The 21,182-nt window shown below is 71.3% G+C and carries 22 protein-coding genes and 1 tRNA gene; all 23 read left to right on the forward strand.

Translation table 11 applies throughout. The features are described 5' to 3' along the window. Positions 1-124: 124 nt before the first annotated feature. The 23 genes from AYO52_RS18695 to AYO52_RS08245 all read left to right on the forward strand — a co-directional run bounded on the left by AYO52_RS18695 (position 125) and on the right by AYO52_RS08245 (position 21,117). On the forward strand, positions 125-1,210 hold the full coding sequence (locus tag AYO52_RS18695) for a hypothetical protein (RefSeq protein WP_216635316.1): 1,086 nt from the start codon (positions 125-127) through the stop codon (positions 1,208-1,210). 5 nt (positions 1,211-1,215) lie between these two features. After that, positions 1,216-2,214: an HAD-IIA family hydrolase gene (locus AYO52_RS08140; protein WP_067715722.1), complete on the forward strand. Its 999-nt coding sequence runs from the start codon at positions 1,216-1,218 to the stop codon at positions 2,212-2,214. A gap of 10 nt (positions 2,215-2,224) precedes the next feature. Next, the gene (locus AYO52_RS08145; protein ID WP_067715725.1) at positions 2,225-2,437 is read left to right on the forward strand and encodes a hypothetical protein; all 213 of its coding nucleotides are present in this window, start codon (positions 2,225-2,227) and stop codon (positions 2,435-2,437) included. After that, positions 2,437-3,258, forward strand: a complete 822-nt coding sequence (locus AYO52_RS08150) for a TlyA family RNA methyltransferase (protein ID WP_067715729.1) — start codon at positions 2,437-2,439, stop codon at positions 3,256-3,258. Before AYO52_RS08145 ends, AYO52_RS08150 begins: the two co-directional genes overlap by 1 nt. After that, complete coding sequence (locus tag AYO52_RS08155) at positions 3,255-4,184, forward strand: NAD kinase (protein ID WP_067715732.1); 930 nt, start codon at positions 3,255-3,257, stop codon at positions 4,182-4,184. The genes AYO52_RS08150 and AYO52_RS08155 overlap by 4 nt, the downstream gene beginning before the upstream one ends. Positions 4,185-4,193: 9 nt before the next feature. Further along, positions 4,194-5,939 (forward strand): DNA repair protein RecN, encoded by a 1,746-nt coding sequence (gene recN, locus AYO52_RS08160; protein ID WP_067715735.1) that lies wholly within the window; start codon positions 4,194-4,196, stop codon positions 5,937-5,939. Between the two features lie 58 nt (positions 5,940-5,997). Beyond that, positions 5,998-7,170, forward strand: coding sequence for a putative cytokinetic ring protein SteA (gene steA / locus AYO52_RS08165; protein WP_067715738.1), 1,173 nt, complete (start codon positions 5,998-6,000; stop codon positions 7,168-7,170). Continuing rightward, positions 7,167-8,099 (forward strand): copper transporter, encoded by a 933-nt coding sequence (locus AYO52_RS08170; protein ID WP_067715740.1) that lies wholly within the window; start codon positions 7,167-7,169, stop codon positions 8,097-8,099. Before steA ends, AYO52_RS08170 begins: the two co-directional genes overlap by 4 nt. A gap of 58 nt (positions 8,100-8,157) precedes the next feature. After that, positions 8,158-9,987 carry a CTP synthase gene (locus tag AYO52_RS08175; RefSeq protein ID WP_067715743.1) on the forward strand — a complete coding sequence of 610 codons (1,830 nt, stop codon included), beginning with the start codon at positions 8,158-8,160 and terminating at the stop codon, positions 9,985-9,987. A gap of 5 nt (positions 9,988-9,992) precedes the next feature. After that, entirely contained in the window at positions 9,993-10,562 is a 570-nt protein-coding gene (locus tag AYO52_RS08180; protein WP_067715746.1) for an NUDIX hydrolase, read from the forward strand. Positions 10,563-10,578: 16 nt separating this feature from the next. Further along, the gene (locus AYO52_RS08185) at positions 10,579-11,529 is read left to right on the forward strand and encodes a site-specific tyrosine recombinase XerD (RefSeq protein ID WP_082923875.1); all 951 of its coding nucleotides are present in this window, start codon (positions 10,579-10,581) and stop codon (positions 11,527-11,529) included. A 102-nt stretch (positions 11,530-11,631) separates the two neighbouring features. After that, positions 11,632-12,507: a ParA family protein gene (locus AYO52_RS08190; protein WP_067715749.1), complete on the forward strand. Its 876-nt coding sequence runs from the start codon at positions 11,632-11,634 to the stop codon at positions 12,505-12,507. 7 nt (positions 12,508-12,514) lie between these two features. Continuing rightward, positions 12,515-13,360, forward strand: coding sequence for a ScpA family protein (locus AYO52_RS08195; protein WP_067715751.1), 846 nt, complete (start codon positions 12,515-12,517; stop codon positions 13,358-13,360). Next, the gene (scpB, locus tag AYO52_RS08200; RefSeq protein WP_067715754.1) at positions 13,351-14,064 is read left to right on the forward strand and encodes an SMC-Scp complex subunit ScpB; all 714 of its coding nucleotides are present in this window, start codon (positions 13,351-13,353) and stop codon (positions 14,062-14,064) included. The genes AYO52_RS08195 and scpB overlap by 10 nt, the downstream gene beginning before the upstream one ends. Next, positions 13,988-14,830, forward strand: coding sequence for a pseudouridine synthase (locus AYO52_RS08205; RefSeq protein ID WP_371517504.1), 843 nt, complete (start codon positions 13,988-13,990; stop codon positions 14,828-14,830). Before scpB ends, AYO52_RS08205 begins: the two co-directional genes overlap by 77 nt. Beyond that, on the forward strand, positions 14,827-15,555 hold the full coding sequence (cmk, locus tag AYO52_RS08210) for a (d)CMP kinase (RefSeq protein ID WP_067715760.1): 729 nt from the start codon (positions 14,827-14,829) through the stop codon (positions 15,553-15,555). The genes AYO52_RS08205 and cmk overlap by 4 nt, the downstream gene beginning before the upstream one ends. After that, entirely contained in the window at positions 15,552-17,018 is a 1,467-nt protein-coding gene (gene der / locus AYO52_RS08215) for a ribosome biogenesis GTPase Der (protein WP_067715763.1), read from the forward strand. The genes cmk and der overlap by 4 nt, the downstream gene beginning before the upstream one ends. Positions 17,019-17,089: 71 nt before the next feature. Then, positions 17,090-17,163, forward strand: a tRNA-Pro gene (locus AYO52_RS08220). A 174-nt stretch (positions 17,164-17,337) separates the two neighbouring features. Next, the gene (locus AYO52_RS08225) at positions 17,338-17,964 is read left to right on the forward strand and encodes a DUF4178 domain-containing protein (RefSeq protein ID WP_067715765.1); all 627 of its coding nucleotides are present in this window, start codon (positions 17,338-17,340) and stop codon (positions 17,962-17,964) included. Beyond that, complete coding sequence (locus AYO52_RS08230) at positions 17,961-18,581, forward strand: DUF2617 family protein (RefSeq protein ID WP_067715768.1); 621 nt, start codon at positions 17,961-17,963, stop codon at positions 18,579-18,581. The genes AYO52_RS08225 and AYO52_RS08230 overlap by 4 nt, the downstream gene beginning before the upstream one ends. Further along, positions 18,578-18,997, forward strand: a complete 420-nt coding sequence (locus tag AYO52_RS08235; RefSeq protein ID WP_067715770.1) for a DUF4247 domain-containing protein — start codon at positions 18,578-18,580, stop codon at positions 18,995-18,997. The genes AYO52_RS08230 and AYO52_RS08235 overlap by 4 nt, the downstream gene beginning before the upstream one ends. A 43-nt stretch (positions 18,998-19,040) precedes the next feature. Then, a complete protein-coding gene (locus AYO52_RS08240; RefSeq protein ID WP_067715773.1) occupies positions 19,041-19,493 on the forward strand; it encodes a DUF350 domain-containing protein in 453 nt (150 codons plus the stop codon). A 22-nt stretch (positions 19,494-19,515) separates the two neighbouring features. Next, on the forward strand, positions 19,516-21,117 hold the full coding sequence (locus AYO52_RS08245; RefSeq protein ID WP_067715776.1) for a polyamine aminopropyltransferase: 1,602 nt from the start codon (positions 19,516-19,518) through the stop codon (positions 21,115-21,117). Positions 21,118-21,182 lie beyond the last annotated feature (65 nt).

The raw sequence follows: 21,182 nt of genomic DNA on the forward strand, positions 1-21,182 counted from the left end.
TAGGTCACCGCCGAACACAACTTCATGACCAGCGGGAGGGACTATATGTTCCTCCCGCTGGTCGCATTTGTACCCTTCTACCCACTCCAGTGCCGGTCTGCCCGGCGCACGTAAGGTGAACGACGTGAACGAACCTCGGTCCGAGAACACCGACCGCTCGCCCCGACGCGGCGACCGCGACGTACCCCGCCGGGGAGATCGGGTGCCACAGGAGCGTCGGAGAGACAACAGCTCGTACGGCGAGCGTCGCGGAAAGCGGTACGACGGCTCGGAGACAGGCCGGTCGGACGGTGCGAAGCAGGCCGATCGACAGGATGCACGTCCGCGTTCCGCCGGCGACGACACCGCACGCCGCGGTGCCGCCTCTGACGGGGGAAGCGGTCCCCGGCGGGCCTCCGTCGGCGGTCGCGGCGGCGGAAATCGACGCGACGGCGGAGACCGACGCGGAGCCGGCGCCCCGGGCGGAGCCCGGCGGGGTGGCCGTACCGGAGACGACCGTAGATCGGAAGGTCGTCCCGGTCAGGAGGCACGCCAGGCGGCCAGAGCTGACGAGCCGCAGCTCCCCGATGACATCGAGGCCGCCGACCTCGACCTCGAGATCCGTCGTGACCTGCGCAGTCTGGACAAGTCCAACGCCGAGTCCGTGGCCAAGCACATGGTGGCGGCGATGTACCTCGTCGACGAAGACCCGCAGCTCGCGCTCGCGCACGGTCGCGCGGCCAAGAACAGGGCCGGGCGCATCGGTGTCGTCCGGGAGACCCTCGGTGTGTTGGCGTACCGCGCCGGCGAATGGTCGGAAGCGTTGAGCGAACTCCGGGCGGCCCGCCGGATCTCCGGCGGGCCGGGCCTGCTGGCGATGATGGCCGATTGCGAACGAGGCCTCGAGAGGCCCCAACGTGCCATCGAACTGGCCCGTGGAGAGGAATCCCGGTTGCTCGAAGGTGACGAGCTCATCGAACTCCGCATCGTGGAGGCCGGTGCCCGGGTGGACATGGGCCAGTTGGACGCTGCCCTGGTGACCCTCCAGGACGCCGGCCTCGACAAGGACGCCCGCGGTGAGTCCGCGGCGCGTCTCGACTACGCCTACGCCGAGGTGCTGCTCGTCGCCGATCGCAAGAAGGAGGCGGCCAACTGGTTCGGTCACGCCGTCACCGCGGACCCCGAGCAGACCACCGACGCGGAGGCGCGTCTCGCGGAGCTCGAGGCGTAGGTCAGTTGAGCTCCCTTTCGCTGGCCGCACGGCACGACGCCCTACTCGTCGATCTCGACGGCACTCTCATCCGCGGTAGCCAGCCGATCCCGGGGGCCGCGGAGGCGCTCGCGAACGCGGGGCTCCCCGTGGTCTACGTGACGAACAACGCGAGCCGCTCGCCCAGGGACACCGCCGACCATCTTCGGTCGCTCGGCTTCTCCGCCGGTGCCGACGACGTCATGACCAGCGCGCAGGCCGCGGTGGTGATGGCTGCGGACCATGTCGATCCCGGTGCCAGGGTCCTGGTGGTGGGACACGACAGTTTCCGCGACCTCGCCCGGCAGGCCGGGTACGAGGTCGTCCTGTCCGCCGACGACGATCCGGAGGTCGTCCTGCAGGGACTGTCCCGGGAACTGACCTGGTCGGATCTGGCCGAGGGATGTCTGGCGATCCGTCGGGGTGTGCCCTGGGTCGCGTCCAACGTGGACGCCACGTTGCCCACCGAACGAGGCCTGCTCCCCGGGAACGGGTCCCTGGTCGCCGCCCTCCGTGCGGCGACCGATCGCGAGCCCCTGGTCGCGGGCAAACCGGCCGCCGGCGTGTTGACCGCCGCCGCGGATCTGGTCGGTTCCACCCGCCCGCTGGTCATCGGTGACCGCCTCGATACGGACATCCAGGGTGCGGTCGCCGCCGGGATGCCGTCGCTCATGGTGCTGACCGGCGTCCACGGCGTCGACGATCTCCTGGTCGCGGATCCCGACAGCCGGGCCACCTACCTGGCGGACGATCTCTCCGCACTGTCTGCCTCGGCGGAGGCCAGCCGGATCGACGCCGCAGTGGAGTTGGACGGAACGGTCGAGAACGGTGCCCTGCACCTGGCCAGCGCGCCGGAGGCGCTCGATCGGCTCGATCTCGCCCGTGCGGTGGTCAGACTGGCGTGGCGTCACGAGTCGAAGGCATTCCGGGCGGCCGACGAGGGTCTGCGATCCCGGCTGGCGGGTGCAGGCCTCGGCGTCGGCTAGCGTGTAGGCCGTGACGACCCCCGGACCACAGCCACGCCCCGGGCCCGCGGGCCCCGACACCGACGAACTCCGCTCGACGTTCGACGATCTGCTCGCCGATTCCGTCGGGGGCCAGGGCGCTGGACCGGACGGCTCATCTGTCCGGGACGACCAGGTGGCCGCCCTCGACGCCGCCCACGAGCTCCTCGCGCTGGCGCTGACGGCGCTGGACAGTCGGCGCTGATGGTCGCGAAGCGGATGCGGCTGGACGCCGAACTGGTTCGCCGCAAGATCTGTGACAGTCGGGAACGCGCCCGTGATCTCATCGATTCCGGGCGCGTGATCGTCAACGGGGTGGCAGCCACCAAGCCCGCGACCCAGGTCGAGCCGACCACATCGATCGCGCTCACCGCCTCCGATGAACCGGACTGGGCATCCCGCGGAGCCCACAAACTGGTCGGAGCCCTCGAGGCGTTCTCCGACGTGCCGGTCTCCGGAGCTCGGTGTCTCGACGCAGGCGCGTCGACCGGCGGGTTCACCGATGTCCTGCTCTCGCGTGGCGCCACCCGCGTCGAGGCGGTGGACGTGGGGTACGGACAGTTGGTGTGGCGCCTGCGCAGCGACGAGCGCGTGGGCGTGCACGACAAGACCAACGTCCGCTCCCTGACCCCGGACGACATCGGTGGCCCGGTGGACCTCGTGGTCTCCGACCTGTCGTTCATCTCGCTCGCACTCGTCCTGCCCGCGCTCGCAGCGTGCGTGCGCCCGGGAGGCGACCTGTTGCCGATGGTCAAGCCCCAGTTCGAGGTGGGCCGCGAGCGTGTCGGCCAGGGCGGTGTGGTGCGCGACCCGGCACTGCGGATCGAGGCGGTCACCGGTGTCGCCCGGGCTGCCGCGGCACTCGGACTGGAGCCGCTGGGATGCGTCGCCAGCCCGCTCCCCGGCCCGTCCGGGAACGTCGAGTACTTCCTCCACCTCCGTAAGGTCGGCGCGGGAGAGCGACTCGAGATGAGCGCCGAGGCGCAGCAGGCCATACGGACGGCAGTAGAGGAGGGCCCGCAATGAACGGCACGCCCGGACCGGTGCACTCGCGCAGGATCCTGCTCGTCCCCAACGTCGCCCGGCAGGACATCGTCGCCACCGTCGCCCAGGTGGTCAACGCGTGCGCGACCAGGGGCATCGCGGTACGGATGGTGGAGGGCACCAGCGAGAGCGTCGCCACGGGGGCGGGCGTGGAGACGGTCCCTGACATCCCCGAGGCCGCCGAAGGGTGTGAACTCGTCCTGGTCCTCGGTGGTGACGGCACGTTCCTGCGCGCCTGCCAGTACGCCAACGCCGCGGACGTGCCGATCCTGGGGGTCAATCTCGGACACATCGGCTTCCTCGCCGAGTCGGAGGTCTCCTCGCTCAGTGGCGTCGTCGAGCAGATCGCGGCGAAGGACTACAGGGTGGTCGAACGGATGACGGTGGAGGCCACCGTCATCCACGGGGACACCGTCCTGGCCCGGGACTGGGCACTCAACGAAGTCAGCATCGAGAAGGTCTCCCGGCAGGGCGTCCTCGAGGCGTCCGTGGAGATCGACGGCCGACCGGTCAGTGACTACGGCTGTGACGGCATGTTGGTCTCCACGCCGACCGGGTCGACCGCCTACGCGTTCTCGGCCGGCGGGCCGATCGTCTGGCCCGAACTCGACGCCATCCTCGTGGTCCCCAACAACGCCCACGCGCTGTTCGCCCGTCCGATGGTCGTGGCACCCTCCTCCAGGGTCGCGGTGGAGACCGGGGTGCATTCCGGCCCGGCAGTGGTGGTGGTGGACGGACGACGCCTCGTCGACGTCCCGCCGGGCAGCCGGGTCGAGGTGGTGCGGGGCGCGCGCCCGGTCAAGTGGGTCCGACTGGACGACTCGCCGTTCACCGACAGACTGGTCACGAAGTTCGAACTGCCCGTCACCGGGTGGCGTGGGCGGTCCGCTGTCCGGCCCCTCACCTAGGGTGGGTGCGTGCTCACGGAACTTCGGATCAGCGGCCTCGGCGTCATCGACGAGGCCGTGGCCGATTTCTCGCCCGGGCTGTCGGTGCTCACCGGCGAGACCGGCGCGGGCAAGACGATGGTGGTCACGGGACTGAGGCTCCTGGCCGGAGGGCGCGCGGACCCCGGGCGTGTCCGGCGCGGTGCGGAGAAGGCACTCGTCGAAGGGCGCTTCGACCTGGCCGCGACGGCCACTATGGACGCCGCCGACCGACGCGACCTCGACGAGTTGCTCGAGGACACCGACGTCGAACTCGACGAGGACGGCAGTGTCATCGCCGCACGCCGGGTGGGTGCGGACGGCCGTTCGCGTGCCCGGCTCGGGGGGAGGTCTGTCCCCGCCGGGACCCTCGCCCGCTTCTGCGCGCCGGTGCTGGCCGTGCACGGCCAGAACGATCAGCTGCGTCTGCTCCGTCCGGACAGGCAGCGAGACGCCGTCGACGCCCACGGTGGGGACGAGGCGCGGGCGGCCCTCGACGCCTACCGCGACACCTATCGGCTGTGGCGGGACGCCGAGCGTTCACTGGCGGAGCGCACCGGTCGGGCTCGTGAGCTGGCCCGGGAAGCCGACCTGCTGCGGATGGGACTCGAGGAGATCGATGCCCTGGGGCCCGAGCCCGGGGAGGAGGCCGAACTCGACGCCCGCATCCGCCGACTCACCGATTCCGAGGAACTGCGAGAGGTCGCGGGGCAGGCCCACGACGTCCTCGCCGGTGACGGCGAGACCAGCGAGCCGGTGGTGGGCGTCCTCGACCAGTTGCGGCACCGTCTGGCCGCTGCCGGTGACCCCGCGCTCGACCCGATCGCCACCAGCATCGGCCAGGCCGTCGCGGCGCTCGGAGATGCCGCGACCGAGCTCGGCCTGTACCTGGCCGAGCTGCCGGTCGACGCGGCGGTCCTCGACTCGGCATTGGAACGACGCCACGACCTCAGGGCGTTGACCCGGAAGTACGGCACCGATGTCGACGACGTGCTCGCGTGGGCGGACAGGGCCCGTACGCGGCTCGGTGAGGTCGACACCTCCGACTCCGCCGTCGCCGAACTCCGTTCCACCGTGGAGCGCCTCGCTGCCGAACTCGACGAGCGCGGAGCCACACTGACGCGCATCCGACGCGCCGCCGGGGACGATCTCGCCGAGAGGGTGTCCGCCGAGCTGGCAGAGCTGTCGATGGGCGGGGCCCGGCTCGTGGTCCGGGTCACCCGATCAGGCGAAGGCCTCGACGGCGCCTCGGAGTCGGGTCTCGACGACGTCGAGCTGGCGCTCGACGGGCCGTCGGGCATCGTCCCGCTCGGCCGAGGCGCGTCGGGAGGCGAGCTGTCGAGGGTGATGCTCGCGCTCGAGGTGGTGCTGGCCGAGAGATCCGGGGGAGGGACCCTGGTGTTCGACGAGGTCGACGCGGGAGTGGGCGGCCGGGCGGCGTTGAGCATCGGTAAGCGGCTGGCCAGACTGGCCAGAACCCACCAGGTCATCGCGGTGACCCACCTCGCCCAGGTCGCGGCGTACGCCGACACGCACCTGGTCGTGCACAAGGACACCGGCGCCGGGGGATCGGACGGGGTCGTCTCCGGGGTCACGGCGGTCGCCGACTCCGATCGGGTGACCGAACTCGCCCGGATGCTCGCCGGTATGGAGGACACCGACACAGGTCTGGCACATGCGCGGGAGTTGCTGGAGAAGGCACAACGGGAAAAGTCTCAAGCTCAAGTCGACCGTTAATCCGACACGCCGGGCAGACCTCCCTGGTCACGTGAATCACACGCGTGATACTCGGCGCATGAAGATGTCGGGTCTGCTCAGCCGCCGTTCCACTGACCTCGCCGGTGTCGTGGGCACCGTCCGCCAGATCGAGGTGGGGTCACAGGTCCCCAGGAAGCTCGGCGCCAAGGACGTCGCCGTGCTCGATCTCAACCGCGCGCCCGCCGACACCGCCCGCGCTCTCGTCGACGCCGGGGTGACGGCAGTGGTGCACGTGCCCCGTCAGGGGGAGGAGATGCTCCCCCGCGCCGCGTTCCGGATCCTCGCCGCGTCGACGATCCCGGTCATCGAGGACGCGGACCTGTCCGGGGTCGCCGACGGGACCCGGGTGCGGATCGACGACGGTGTCGTCTACTCGGTCAAGTCGGAGGACGAGATCACGAGCGGCCGCGAGGTGGACTCGGCCACGCTCCTCGCCGAGGTGGACACCGCGGAGAGCGGGTACGTCGAGTCGGCGCTGGCGCACCTGGCCAACGCCACCGAGTTCCTCAGCCTCGAGCACCCGCTGCTGCTGGACGGCGAGGGCCTCCCGTCGATCGACGTCGACTTCACCGACCGCCATGTCGTGGTGGTCACCGGTGACGCGGCCGCGCGCGGCCAGCTCGCCGAGCTCAAGCCGTTCATCCGGGAGTACCGACCGCTGCTGGTCGGCGTGGGTGCCGGCGCGGAGTTCCTGCGCTCCGCTCGGCTGACGGCCGACGTCGTCGTCGCGACCCCCACGGACGTGTCCGACGAGGTCCTCACCGACGGCGCCGTCCTGGTGGTGCCCGCCGACCGCGACGGGCGCGCGGAGGGCCTCGAGAGGATCACAGAGCTCGGACTGGGGGCCACGACATTCCCCGCCGCCGCGACCGCGAGGGACATGGCGCTGCTGCTGGCCTACCACGGGGGCGCCGAGATGATCGTGGTGACCGGCGACGACAGGGGGCTCGAGAACGCGTTCCGCGACTCGTCCGCGCCCTCGTCCACGATGGTCGACACGACCGTCTCCTCCCGCTTGGTCCACGCCGACGCCTGCGCGACCCTGTACCGGTCTCGTGGCGCCGGGATCGGACTCGCCCTGGTCGTGCTCGCCGCCCTGATCGCGGTGGCCGCGGTCGTGGTGGCTCGCGACGCCGCCGCGGACCTGCTCATCTGGGCCGTCGAGACCTGGAACTCCTTCGCGCTCTGGGTCCAGGGGCTCTTCCGTTGATCTCCCTGCGTCGCCACGTCCTGACGCTGGTGGCCGTCTTCCTCGCTCTCGCGGTGGGGGTCGTCCTCGGGTCGACGTCCGTGGCGACGTCCATCAGGGACGCGGTGGTCGAGCGTGAGGAGACGACGGCGGCGCGGCTCGAGGCGTCGCAGGACGATCTGGCCGCGGAGCGGCTCGCCGTCGACCGACTCGACTCGCTGGCGGGAGACCTCACCCCGGCCGTCGTGGACGGTCGGCTCGACGGGAGGCCGGTCCTGACGATCGTGGCACCCGGCGCCTCCGACGAGGACGTCTCGGCGGCCCGCGAGGTCATCGACGCCGCCGGCGGGATCGACGCCGGCCGCGTCACCCTGACGGACATGGCCGTCGACCCGGAGGCGGACGCGGAACTCCAGGCGCTCGTCGCGAACCTGCCCATCGGCACCGCCCCGGCCGCTGATGCGGACCTCGGTACCCAGCTGGGCACGGCGCTCGGTCGCGCGGGGCTGCTGCGCGCCGAGGACGCGGAACCGCACCTCGAGGACGACGACCGGGAAACGGTCCTCACCACCCTCGCGGATGCGGGGATCATCGGCTACGAACCCGGGACCCTTCGGCCCGGACAGCTCGCGTTGGTCGTGACCGGGCCCCGGGACGAGGAATCGACCGGGGTCCGTGTCGCCGCCCTGGCCCGCACCCTCGACGGTGAGGGCGCCGGCGCGGTGGTCGCGGTGCGGACGGGCGACTCCGGGGGACGCGACGCGGTCAGCATCCTGCGGTCCTCGGCGGAGGAGGACGTCTCGACCATCGATGACGCCGGTACCGAGGCGGGACGTCTGGCGACGACGCTGGCGCTGGCGGAGCAGCTCGACGGTGGGCAGGGTCACTACGGGCTGAGGCCGGACGCGACCGCCGCGGCGCCGTCGCTCCCCCCGACGCCGGAGCGGTGATAGCCTGAAGCCCCGTGGGGTGCACCGGAGCCACACCAGCATTCATCCATTCCGGCGTATGGACACGGGAGTCCCGTTGGCACTGAACCGAACCGCATCGCGGTCCGAGACCAAGCACATCTTCGTCACCGGCGGCGTGGCGTCGTCGCTGGGCAAGGGGCTCACCGCCTCGAGTCTCGGGCAGTTGCTCACCGCCCGCGGTCTCCGTGTGACCATGCAGAAGCTGGACCCGTACATCAACGTGGACCCCGGCACGATGAACCCCTTCCAGCACGGCGAGGTGTTCGTCACGGAGGACGGCGCCGAGGCCGACCTGGATCTCGGCCACTACGAGCGGTTCCTCGACCGCGATCTGGACGCGAAGGCCAACGTCACCACCGGGCAGGTGTACTCCGCGGTCATCGCCAAGGAGCGCCGCGGCGAGTACCTCGGTGACACCGTGCAGGTGATCCCGCACATCACTGACGCCATCAAGGACCGCATCATCGCGATGGGCGATTCCGATGACCAGGGGCGCCGCCCCGACGTGGTCATCACCGAGGTCGGTGGGACCGTCGGTGACATCGAGTCCCAGCCCTTCCTCGAGGCGTGCCGGCAGGTCCGCCACGAGGTGGGCCGCGAGAACATCTTCTTCCTGCACGTGTCGCTGGTCCCGTACCTCGCGCCGTCGGGTGAGCTCAAGACCAAGCCCACGCAGCACTCGGTGGCCGCGCTGCGCTCGATCGGCATCGTCCCCGACGGGTTGATCCTGCGCTCGGACCGGGACGTCACCGACGGGCTCAAGGCCAAGATCGCGCTGATGTGCGACGTGGACCTCGAGGGCGTCGTGTCCACCCCGGACGCCCCGAGCATCTACGACATCCCCAAGGTGCTGTTCAACGAGCACCTCGACACGCACGTCATCCGGCGGCTCAACCTGCCATTCCGGGACGTCGACTGGACCGTGTGGGGCGACCTGCTCCAGCGCGTCCACGAGCCGCGCGAGGAGGTCGAGATCGCCCTCGTGGGCAAGTACATCGACCTGCCCGACGCGTACCTCTCGGTCACCGAGGCGCTGCGCGCCGGCGGCTTCGCGCACCACGCCCGCGTCAACATCCGGTGGGTGGAGTCCGACGCCTGCACCACCGAGGCCGGCGCGCGCGAGGCGCTCCGTGGTGTGGACGGCATGCTCATCCCCGGCGGGTTCGGTATCCGGGGGATCGAGGGCAAGCTCGGCGCGATCTCGTGGTCCCGCAAGAACCGCATCCCGCTGCTCGGGCTGTGCCTCGGTCTCCAGTGCTCGGTGATCGAGGCTGCCCGCTCGGTCGGGCTCGAGGGCGCCTCCTCCACCGAGTTCGACCCCGATGCCGAGCACCCGGTCATCTCGACCATGGCCGATCAGGTGGACGCGGTCGCCGGCAACGCCGACCTCGGCGGCACCATGCGTCTGGGCTCCTACCCGGCCACGCTCACCAAGGGCTCGGTCGTGGCCGAGGCGTACGGGTCCACCGAGATCACCGAACGCCACCGCCACCGCTACGAGGTCAACAACGCCTACCGCGACAGGATCGCCGAGTCCGGCCTGCAGTTCTCGGGGACCTCCCCGGACGGGCACCTGGTCGAGTTCGTCGAGTACCCGCGCGAGCATCACCCGTTCTTCGTCGCCACCCAGGCTCACCCGGAGTACAAGTCGCGTCCGACCCGCCCCCACCCGTTGTTCGTCGCGTTCATCAAGGCCGCGCTGGACTACGAGAACGAGATGCGGCTGCCCGTCGAACCGTGGCGCTCCGGTCAGGGCGGGGGCTCCACTCCGGAGACGGTGGACGCGCCGGACGCCAAGACGTCCAGCGTCCGTGCCGACGAGGTGGACACCGAGACGGCCTCCGACCCCCGCGCGGACGGGAGCTGACCGGCGTGTCCGAGCGCGGTGCCCCCGGGACGCACGACTACCGCACCGTCGCGAGCCGTGAGATCTTCGACGGCCGCGTCGTGCGGCTGCGTGTGGACACCCTGACCATGCCGGGCGGGGGCACCGCCGACCGGGAGATCTGCGGGCACGACGACGCCGTCGCGGTGATCGCCCTCGACGACGACGACCGGATCACCCTCGTCCGGCAGTACCGGCACGCCGTGGGGGAGCGACTCTGGGAACTGCCCGCAGGGCTGTGCGACGTCGACGGCGAGGAGCCCTTGGCGACCGCGCGCCGTGAGCTCGCCGAGGAGACCGGTCTCGAGGCCGAGCACTGGCGCCCGGTGATCGAGATGATCCCGTCCCCGGGGTTCTGCACGGAGCGCGTCCACGTGTACCTGGCCACCGGACTCCGGCAGGTCGAGCGCCCGGAGGCGGAGCACGAGGAGGCGGACATGGAGGTCGCGCGCATGCCGTTCGCCGAGGCCGTCGACGCCGTGCTGGACGGCCGGATCGTCAACGGTATCGCCGTGGCCGGCATCCTCGCGGCCCACTCGGTGATCGACCGGTCCTGACGGGATCGGACCCCCGGTGACCTCGGAGGGCGGCGCCACCGTGCAGATCCGCGGGTATCTGGACCACCTCGCCGTCGAGAAGGGGGCCTCGGCCCACACCCTGGCCGCGTACCGCCGCGACCTGGAGAAGTACCACCGCTATCTCGCGGCTTCGGGCGTCGACGACCTGACGTCCGTGACCGAGGCGCACGTGGAGGAGTTCCGCACCCGGTTGGCCACCGCCGACCCGGACGAGGGACGGAAGGCCCTGGCCCCCAGCTCGATCGCGCGGACCATGGCGGCGGTCCGCGGTCTCCACCGGTTCGCCACCCGTGACGGGGTGACCGCCCTCGACGCGGCCGCCGCCGTCACCCCGCCCCGTCCGCCGCGGCGGCTCCCCAAGGCACTGCCGGTCGACCGGATGATCGCGGTGATCGAGGCGGCCGGCGCCACCGAGACGGACACCGACCCCGCACGCCTGCGCGATCGCGCGATGCTCGAGTTGCTCTACGCCTCCGGTGCCCGGGCCGCCGAACTCGTCGGGCTCGACGTCGACGACCTCGACGGTCTCGACCACCCGGACGGTGGAGCGGTGATCCTGCGGGGCAAGGGTGGTAAGGAGCGGATCGTCCCGGTCGGGCGTCCGGCGTGCGAGGCGGTGGGGGCCTATCTGGTGCGTGCCCGACCCGCGCTCGCCACCCGAGGGGGCCCGGCCCTGTTCCTCAACGCCCGCGGTGGGCGCGTCACCAGGCAGACCCTGTGGAACGTGGTGTCGGTCGCGGCACGACGCGCCGGTGTGCAGCAGGACGTCTCACCACACTCGTTCCGGCACTCGTTCGCCACCCATCTCCTCGACGGCGGGGCGGACATCCGTGTGGTCCAGGAGCTGCTGGGACACTCCTCGGTCACCACCACGCAGGTGTACACCCTCGTCACCGTCGACACGCTCCGAGAGGTCTGGGCCGAGTGTCACCCCCGGGCACGGTAACGTGACCGTGGATACGGCCCGGCGCGCTCGAGACGGCACGCTCGACACGGCACGGGTGAGACGGCGAGGAGAGGAGATGCGGTGGCGCTGAACACTGGGGCGATGGACCCCGCGTTGTTCTCCCGCGCCGAGCTCCTGGGCGCCGACGACCCGGCGGCCGGCGAGGGGTTCTCCGCGATCCCCGAACCGGAAACACTGTCCTCGCACGGGCCCGCCGTGGTGTTGTCGATGTGCAACCAGAAGGGCGGCGTCGGCAAGACCACCAGCACGATCAACCTCGCGGCGGCACTGGCGGAGTACGGCCGCAGGGTGCTCGTTGTGGATCTCGATCCCCAGGGGGCGCTGTCCGCGGGCCTGGGCATCCCGCACCACCAGCTCGATCTCACCGTCTATAACCTGCTCGTGGACAACTCCGTGTCGACGGAGGAGGTCCTGGTCCGGACCCGTGTCGAGGGCGTGGACCTCATCCCCGCCAACATCGACCTGTCGGCCGCGGAGATCCAGCTCGTCAACGAGGTCGGTCGCGAGCAGGCGCTGGGCCGCGCCCTGTACCCGGTCCTGGACCGCTACGACTTCGTCCTCGTCGACTGCCAGCCGTCGCTGGGCCTGCTCACCGTCAACGCGCTGGCGTGCTCGGACGGCGTGCTCATCCCCATGGAGTGCGAGTACTTCTCGCTGCGCGGGTTGGCGCTGCTGACGGACACGATCGACAAGGTGCGCGACCGCATCAACCCCCGACTGCACCTCACAGGCATCCTCATCACGATGTTCGACCGTCGGACGGTCCACGCCCGCGACGTGCTCAGCCGGGTCGTGGAGGTGTTCGGAGACAAGGTGTTCGACACCCTCGTCACCCGCACCGTCCGGTTCCCGGAGACCACCGTCGCCGGCGAGCCGATCACCACGTGGGCTCCGAAGTCCGCGGGTGCGCAGGCCTACCGCGCCCTGGCGCGCGAGGTCATCCAGCGCGGCAGGTGACCGGGCGGTGACCGGCGTCGGGCCCCCGTCGGGTCAGGACCCGGTCGGGTCGGCGACGGAGGTCGGGGACCCGCGGGCGTTCACCGTCCACCTGACCAACTTCACCGGTCCGTTCGACCTGCTGTTGGGGCTCATCGACTCCAAGCGCCTCGACGTCACGGAGGTGGCCCTCCACGCCGTCACCGACGAGTTCATCGCGCACACCCGCCGCCTGGGCACGGAGGCCGGGCTCGAGGAGGTCACCGAGTTCCTGGTCGTCGCGGCGACACTGCTCGACCTCAAGACGGCCCGACTCGTCCCGTCCGGCGAGGTCCAGGATCCCGAGGACCTGGCCCTGCTCCAGGCCCGGGACATGCTCTTCGCCCGCCTGCTGCAGTTCCGGGCGTTCCGTCAGGTCGCGGAGCTGTTCGGTGAGCTCGACCGCACCGCGCGCCACGCGTACCCGAGGACCGCCGGGCCCGACGAGGAGTTCCTGGGACTGCTCCCCGAGGTGGAGCTCGGGGTGGATCCCGACCAGTTCGCCACCATCGCCGCGGTCGCGTTCCGGCCACGGCCGGTCGACGAGGTGGGGGTGGGGCACATCCACGCTCCCGTCGTCTCGGTCCCCGAGCAGGCGGGCCGCGTCCTCGAGCTGTTGAAGTTCCACGGCGAGGGTCGGTGGGTGGACTTCCGCGACCTGATCACGGGGTGCGACGACTCCCTCGTCGTCGTCGCCAGGTTCCTCGCCCTGTTGGAGTTGTACCGGGCGCGCGCGGTCGCGCTCGCCCAGGACGAGGCACTGGGGGACCTGTTGGTGAGGTGGACGGGCGTGGACGCCGACGAGGTGACGAAGGGAAGGGACGAGTGGACGTGAGCGACGTGTCGGGGCCCGGCGCCCCCGAGCCGGTGGCGATCGGGGACGACGACGAGCCCGGTGTGCCGGAGCCAGAGGGGCCGCCGCTCCGTGCCCGGCTCGAGGCCCTGGTGCTGGTGGTGGACCAACCGACACCGGAGAGTGCACTGGCCGCGGCCGCCGGGTCGACGGCGGCCGAGGTCGAGGCCGAGCTGCGGGCGTGGCGCGACGAGCTCACGGCCGCGGGGAGCGGGATGGACCTGCGTCGCAGCGCCGACGGCTGGCGTCTCTACACCCGCCGAGACCTGGCGCCGTACGTGGAACGGCTCCTCACGGACGGCACCCGATCCACGCTGACCCGGGCCGCGCTGGAGACCCTCGCCGTGATCGCCTACCGGCAGCCGGTCACCCGGTCGCGGGTCGCGGCGGTCCGCGGGGTGAACGTCGACGGCGTGATGAGGACACTTGTGGCGCGCGGGCTGGCGGTGGAATGCGGCACAGATGCGGACACCGGGGGCATCCTGTATAGGACCACAGAGCTATTTCTGGAAAGATTGGGACTCACGTCGCTCGACGAGCTGCCGGACATCGCCCCGTTGCTGCCGGATGTCGACCTGGTCGACGAGATGAGCGACGACCCCGCGGACGATCCGCGGATCCCACTGGGGCGGCGCCGAACCGCGGCGCCCGACCCCACTCCCCGAGACGACGACGAAGAGATGTGACGTTTTCATGACTGAATCCGCTGGCCGAGACGGCGCACCGGTCCGCCTCCAGAAGATCCTGGCCCAGGCCGGGGTCGCCTCCCGCCGGGCCTCCGAAGAGCTCATCGCCCGGGGACGGGTGGAGGTCGACGGCAAGAAGGTGCGCGAGATGGGCGTCAAGGTCGACCCCGCCACGGCGGTCATCCGCGTGGACGGCACCCGCATCGTCCTGGACGACACCCTGGTCTACCTCGCACTGAACAAGCCCCGCGGCTACCACACCACCATGTCCGACGAGAAGGGCCGGCCCTGTGTCGGCGACCTCGTCGCGGACCGCGTGGACGCCGGGCAGCGGCTGTTCCACGTCGGGCGTCTCGACGCCGAGACCGAGGGGCTGCTCCTGGTGACCAACGACGGGGAGCTGGCGCACCGCCTCATGCACCCGTCCTACGAGGTCTCCAAGACCTACATGGCGACCGTCACCGGCGTCGTGGGTAAGGGCGTCAACAAGCAGCTGCGCGCCGGGGTGACCCTGGAGGACGGACCCGCCAAGGTCGACCAGTTCTCGATCCTCGACGTCCACGACGGGCGCTCGCTGGTCAAGGTCGTGCTCCACGAGGGTCGCAAGCACATCGTCCGGCGGCTGCTCGCCGAGGTCGGGCACCCGGTCGAGGCGCTCGTCCGGACCCGGTTCGGGGCCATCGCGCTCGGTGACCAGCGCGCGGGCACCTTCCGCAAGCTGGGCCGCAAAGAGGTCTCCGACCTGTACGAGGCGGTAGGCCTGTGAGCGCCCCGAGCGCCCCGGCCGCGCGTCGACGTATCGCGATCGACGGCCCCGCCGGCACCGGGAAGTCCACCCTGGCCCGCACCCTGGCACGGCGTATCGGCGGCGCGTACCTCGACACCGGCGCGATGTACCGGGTGGCGACCCTGCAGGTCCTGCGCGCCGGGATCGACCCGGAGGACGCGGCCGCCGTGATCGCCGCCACGGCCGACCTGCCTCTGGAGATCGGCACCGACGCCGGAGCCGAGCGCGTCCTGCTCGCCGGTGAGGACGTCAGCGAGGAGATCCGCACCGCCCGCGTCACGGCTGCGGTCTCGGCGGTGTCCGCCGTGCCCGAGGTCCGCCAGAACCTGGTCCTCCTGCAGCGACGGCTGGCCGCCAGCGGGGGCACCGTCGTCCTCGAGGGGCGTGACATCGGCACAGTCGTGCTGCCGGACGCCGAGGTGAAGGTCTACCTCACCGCCAGCCCGGAGGTGCGGGCCCGGCGCCGCACCGACCAGGACCTGGCCGCCGGCCGCAGGGCCGACTACGACGAGGTGCTGGCCGCCGTCATCGAACGCGACCGCAAGGACTCCACGCGCGCCGCGAGCCCCCTGAGGCCTGCCGACGACGCGGTCGTCATCGACACCTCCGACCTGACCCTCGACGAGGTGCTCGACCGCCTGGTCGCGCTCGCCGAGGGAATCCACGCGTCGCACGGCGCCACCGCAGAAGGGACCGCACTGTGACCACCAACGAGGACAGCACCGACTTCGACCTGCCCACCGGGCCCGGCGAGGAGACCATCGAGGACGGCTGGAACGACGACACCGACTGGGAGGCGGTCGCCGCGGAGTTCGCCGACGAGATCGGGGCCGTGACCGAGGGCGTGGAGATCCTGCCCACCGTCGCGATCGTCGGCCGACCCAACGTCGGCAAGTCCACCCTGGTGAACCGCATCATCGGCCGCCGGGAGGCCGTCGTCGAGGACGTCCCGGGCGTCACGCGCGACCGGGTCTCCTACGAGGCGCTGTGGAACGGCCGCACCTTCATGGTGCAGGACACCGGTGGCTGGGAGCAGGACGCCAAGGGCATGCACCGCTCCATCGCGCAGCAGGCCGAGATCGCCATGGGCACGGCCGACCTCATCGTGCTGGTGTGCGACGGCACGGTGGGCATCACCGCCGCCGACGCCACGGTGGCCAAGAGCCTGCGTCGGTCCGACACCCCGGTCATCCTCGCCGTCAACAAGGTCGACAGTGAGAAGGCCGAACTGGAGGCGGCCGAGTTCTGGTCCCTCGGCCTGGACGAGCCCCACGCCATCTCCGCCGCCCACGGTCGCGGCACGGCGGATCTCCTCGACGAGATCCTCCGGCAGCTGCCGTCCAAGGCGAGGATGCGCGAGGCCACCGACGTGCCGCGGCGCGTCGCGCTCGTCGGCAAGCCCAACGTCGGCAAGTCGAGCCTGCTCAACAAGCTGACCGGCGAGGAGCGCTCCGTGGTCGACAACGTCGCCGGCACCACCGTCGACCCCGTCGACTCGCTCGTGGAGCTCGGGGGACGCACCTGGCGGTTCGTCGACACCGCCGGCCTGCGCCGCAAGGTCAACCAGGCCTACGGTCACGAGTACTACGCCTCTCTGCGTACCCGTGGCGCGATCGAGGCGGCCGAGGTCGTCGTCCTGCTCCTCGACGCCTCGGAGCCCATCACCGAGCAGGACCTGCGGGTGATCTCGATGGTCGCCGACGCCGGCCGGGCGCTGGTGATCGCCTTCAACAAATGGGACCTGGTCGACGAGGACCGGCGGTACGACCTCGACAAGGAGATCGACCGCGAACTGTCCCGGGTGCTGAGCTGGGCCCACCGGGTCAACATTTCGGCCAGGACCGGCCGCGCCTTGGCCAAGCTCGTGCCCGCGATGGAGACGGCGCTGGACTCCTGGGACAAGCGGATCCCCACCGGGCCCCTCAACACGTGGATGAGCGAGGTCGTCGCCGCGACCCCGCCGCCCATGCGTGGTGGTCGTCTGCCGCGGATCAGGTTCTGCACCCAGGCCACCACCCGGCCCCCGACGTTCGTGTTCTTCTCCACGGGGTTCCTCGAGGCCGGATACCGGCGCTTCCTCGAGCGTCGCCTCCGTGAGACCTTCGGCTTCGATGGTTCCCCGGTCCGGGTGAACGTGCGGGTCAAGGAGCGTCGACAGCGCAAGTGACCTGCCGATTGGAGTCCGACGGAACCGGTGCGCTAGGGTAATCGAGTCGCCGCGCGAGCCGCGGTGGCGGACGGGCTGTGGCGCAGCTTGGTAGCGCACTTGACTGGGGGTCAAGGGGTCGCAGGTTCAAATCCTGTCAGCCCGACACAGATCAGGGCCGGTTTCCCGAGAGGGGGACCGGCTCTGAGTCCATTTCCGCGGTTCACTCCGGTTCAAGCGGCGGGTCACGCCCGCAGAATCCGGGGTGCGTTAGCCTGGCCTGGTCACGAAACGGCGACCCGGGTCGACCGTCAGTCTTCGATCCAGGAGTGAGCGCGCGGTGGGAGAGCTACTCGTCATAGCGGGGCTGGTAGTCGCGGTGATCGCGGTCGTCGGGATCATCGTCAAGGCACGGGGTGGCACGAAGCCCGAGGCGGCCGGACCCCGCCTCGACCCGCTCGCCGCCGACCGGCCGGTCCACGGCTTCGGCCCGCGAGAGCTCGGCCCCGGTGCGATCGTCTCCTACGGCGGCATCGACTATGTGGTCCGCGGCTCGGTCACCCTTCGCCAGGGCCCGTATATCTGGTGGGAGCATCTCCTGGAGGGCGGCGACGGAGCGCAGTGGTTGGGCGTCGAGGAGGACGAGGGAACCCTCGAGCTCACCTGGTGGAACACCCGCAAGGGACTCGGCGTCAGCCCCGGATCCGAGGTGATCGTCGACGATCGGGTCCATCGGCTCGAGGAGTCGGGTGAGGCGGAGTACTCGTGCGAGGGAACCACCGGTCTGCCCGAGCGCGGCCGGATGCGGTACCAGGACATGCGTACCGGGGACGGCAGCTCGCTGCTGTCCTTCGAGGACTGGGACGGGGCCGGCTGGGAGGTCTCCTCCGGACGCCCGATGTCCCGGGGTGAGCTGACCGTCTACCCGGCGCCCCCCGTCGCCGGCGACCCGGACTACAGACGGTGACCGTCCACGACCTCGCCACGGAACCGAGTGATGTGGCGGCCGCGGCACTGGGTTACCGGGTCGGCGTGACGCCCGAGCGGAACGCCCTCGTCTCCACCGTTCTCGAGCACCCCGCACTCGACAGCGCTCTACGCCTGTCCATCCTCGGGGCGTCACACGCGGTGACGCTGATGATCGACGGACGCGACGCGATGACCGAGGAGGTGTCCTGCCGCGCAACGGCAGACGGCGGGGCGCCTCTGCCGGCCGAGGAGTCCTTTCCCGGTCCGTGGGGTGTCCACCATCTGCGCGGGACCACCGAGACCCTCGCCGCCGCCGACTTCGGGGCGGTCGTGGAGCGACTGACGTCGCTCGCGGCAGCCGATCCGACCGTGCTCGCGGGACGGTTCCCGGGCTCTGACGGGGCGCTCACGGTGGTGGCTCCGACGCCGGACGACACGGGCTGGTCGTGGGTCACCTGGCATCTCTACCCGGCTGGAGACGACTCCGGGGAGTGCGGTGGCGACGTCGTCGCCACCACGTCCCGGTTGCACGTCGCCGGGGTGCACGTCGCCGGGGTGCACGTCGCCGGGCTGGCCGGCGCTGGGGTGGACGTTGCAGAGGGGGTGGCCTCGTGAAGCCCTACCGCGGGTGGATCATCGCGCTCGTCGCCGGACTGTGCGCGGTCCTGCTGGGCCTCGTCCTGGTGGGGTCCGGCACGAATGCCGTGCGTTATGTCCGTGAGAACTACTCCCCGGTGGCCGGCGCGTCCCAGACCTACGAGTGCCGGGGCGACCGGGACTCCACGGCGAGGGACATCAGCAACCACGAGCGGCCGGACGCCGACCAGCTGAACGAGGACACCCGGTACCTGAGGTACGGGGACGACATGATCGTCGTCGGCCGCTCCGGCGATCTCGCCTGTCGTGTCCAGCTCGACGAGAACTCGCGCACGCTCCGTTCCGGAGGCTTCATCTTCCTCGGCGGGGCCTTCGGGCCGGGCAGCCCGGCGCGGTCCGCCGGGGGCAGCTCCGGCGGGGTCGGCGTGAAGTGACCCACGAGACGCCCACAGATCACCCGAACCCCGAGGAGACACGGTGACCATCGCCGCCGGAACCGCCGACCACGTACCCGAACTCCTGGACGGGATCGGGGTGTCGCTGGCGTACTTCGGCGTCGGCGCCCTGGTCCTGGCGCTGGGTTTCGTCATGCTCGACCTGCTGACGCCGGGCAGCCTGCGCCACCACGTGTTCGTCGACCACCGTCCCAACGCCGCGGCGCTGTTCGTGTCCTCGGCGTTCTCCCTCGCGATCATCGTCGTCACCGTGATGACCAACGCCTCGGACTCCCTGGTGTTGGGCCTGATCGACGTCGCCGTCTACGGCCTGCTCGGCGTGATCTTCCAGGCCGTCACCCTGGTGATCCTGGAACTGCTGGTCCCCGGCAGGTTCCGCGACCTCGTCGGCGCGCCACGGTTCAGCACCGCCGCACTCGCCGTCGCGGCCACACTCCTCGCCGTCTCCGCCGTGAACGCGGCCGCCATTGCCTGACGAGGTCGGCACGGCGGTTCCCGTGCCGACGGAGGCGGACCCTGCCGGAGAACCCCCGCCGCGCGCCGGCCGCTGGTGGCGTCCTGTCGTGCTGGCCTCCGTCGCCGCGTGCGCCGCCTGCGGGCTCATCTACGAGCTCGCCCTCCTCACGCTCGCGACGACAGTCCAGGGCGGAGGGATCGTCGCCACGAGTCTCGTGGTGGCCGGGTACGTCGCGGCCCTCGGCCTCGGCGCATTGCTGGCCAAGCCGTTCGTCGACCGCCCGGCGTCGAGCTTCGTCGCCGTCGAGTCGACGCTGGGGCTCGTCGGTGGGGCGTCGGCCACGGCGCTCTATGTGACCTTCACGACCCTGGGGTCGGACTCGGCGTCGTTGGTGACGCTGGTGGTGGCCACCGCCGCGATCGGCGTGCTGGTGGGCGCAGAGGTGCCACTGCTCATGTCCCTGCTGCAGACCGGCCGCCGGACCGGGTCGGCCGAGGCCGGCCGGGTACTGGCCGATCTCAACGCCGCCGACTACCTGGGGGCGCTCGTCGGGGGACTGCTGTGGCCGTTCCTGCTCCTGCCGTCGTTCGGGATGCAGCAGGCCGCCGCCATCACGGGGGTGGTCAACGTGGCCGCCGCGGCCGTGCTGCTCGCGCTCGCGTTGCGGGGTCTGCTGACCCGGACGCAGACTGCCGTAGCGGCGTTGTCGCTCGCGCTGGTCGCGGCTCTGCTGGGCACGCTGCTCGTCGCGCTCGACGACGTCACCGAGTGGTCGCGGTCCAAGCTGTACCCGGACCCGGTGCTCTCCCACACCCAGTCCGCCTACCAGGAGATCGTCGTCACCAGAGCGAGGTACAACGGCCGCACGGACCGCCGTCTGTACCTCGACGGCACGCTCCAGTACTCGAGTCTGGACGAGTACCGGTACACCGAGGCGCTGGTCCAGCCCGCGATGGCCGAGCGGCCCGGCGACGTGTTGGTACTCGGCGGCGGCGACGGTCTGGCGGCCCGAGACCTCCTGGCCGTGCCGGGCGTTCGGCGAGTGGTCCAGGTGGAGCTCGACCCGGCCGTGCTGGAGATCGCCCGCACCGAGCTGCGCGCGGACAACCGGGGTTCCCTCGACGACCCGCGCGTCGAGGTGGTGGTCGACGACGCCTTCGCGTGGCTGCGCCGGGGCGGCGACGGCGCCGTGCCGCCGGGCGGCTTCGGGGCGGTGCTCGTGGATCTGCCGGACCCGCGCAACGCCGCGCTGTCCCGCCTGTATTCCGAGGAGTTCTACGGCCTCGTGCGCGGGGTCACCGGCGATGACGGCCTCATGGTCGTCCAATCGGGGAGCCCGTTCTCCACACCGCGGCAGTTCTGGCGGACGGTGTCGACAGTCGATTCCGCGGGATGGGGCACGACCCCGTACCACGTTCACGTCCCGACGTTCGGGGACTGGGGTTTCGTCCTGGCTTCGGCCGACGGTGACGCCCCGGATCTCCGACTGCGGCCCGACGTCACCGGCCTGCGATACCTCGACCAGGGGACCCTCGAGGCAGCCGGCCGGTTCGGTCGCGACGTGGCCCCGATGCGACTCGAGCCCTCCACACTCGACCGGCCCCGGATCCTCGATGACGCCCGACGTGGCTATGAACGCTGACCGGTGCGGAGCCGGCCTGCCCCCCGCGGGGGAACACGGGGCCGGGGCCTACCGTTGTAACCGAT

This window comes from Dietzia sp. 111N12-1 (assembly GCF_001658045.1).
GTDB classification, from domain to species: domain Bacteria; phylum Actinomycetota; class Actinomycetes; order Mycobacteriales; family Mycobacteriaceae; genus Dietzia; species Dietzia kunjamensis.

Bases quoted from the DNA above. Each gene is read 5' to 3' on its own strand.
- AYO52_RS08150 (WP_067715729.1), top strand. From the start codon at position 2,437: ATGGTCGCGAAGCGGATGCGGCTGGACGCCGAACTGGTTCGCCGCAAG.
- AYO52_RS08155 (WP_067715732.1), top strand. From the start codon at position 3,255: ATGAACGGCACGCCCGGACCGGTGCACTCGCGCAGGATCCTGCTCGTC.
- steA (WP_067715738.1), top strand. From the start codon at position 5,998: ATGAAGATGTCGGGTCTGCTCAGCCGCCGTTCCACTGACCTCGCCGGT.
- AYO52_RS08175 (WP_067715743.1), top strand. From the start codon at position 8,158: ATGGACACGGGAGTCCCGTTGGCACTGAACCGAACCGCATCGCGGTCC.
- AYO52_RS08190 (WP_067715749.1), top strand. From the start codon at position 11,632: ATGGACCCCGCGTTGTTCTCCCGCGCCGAGCTCCTGGGCGCCGACGAC.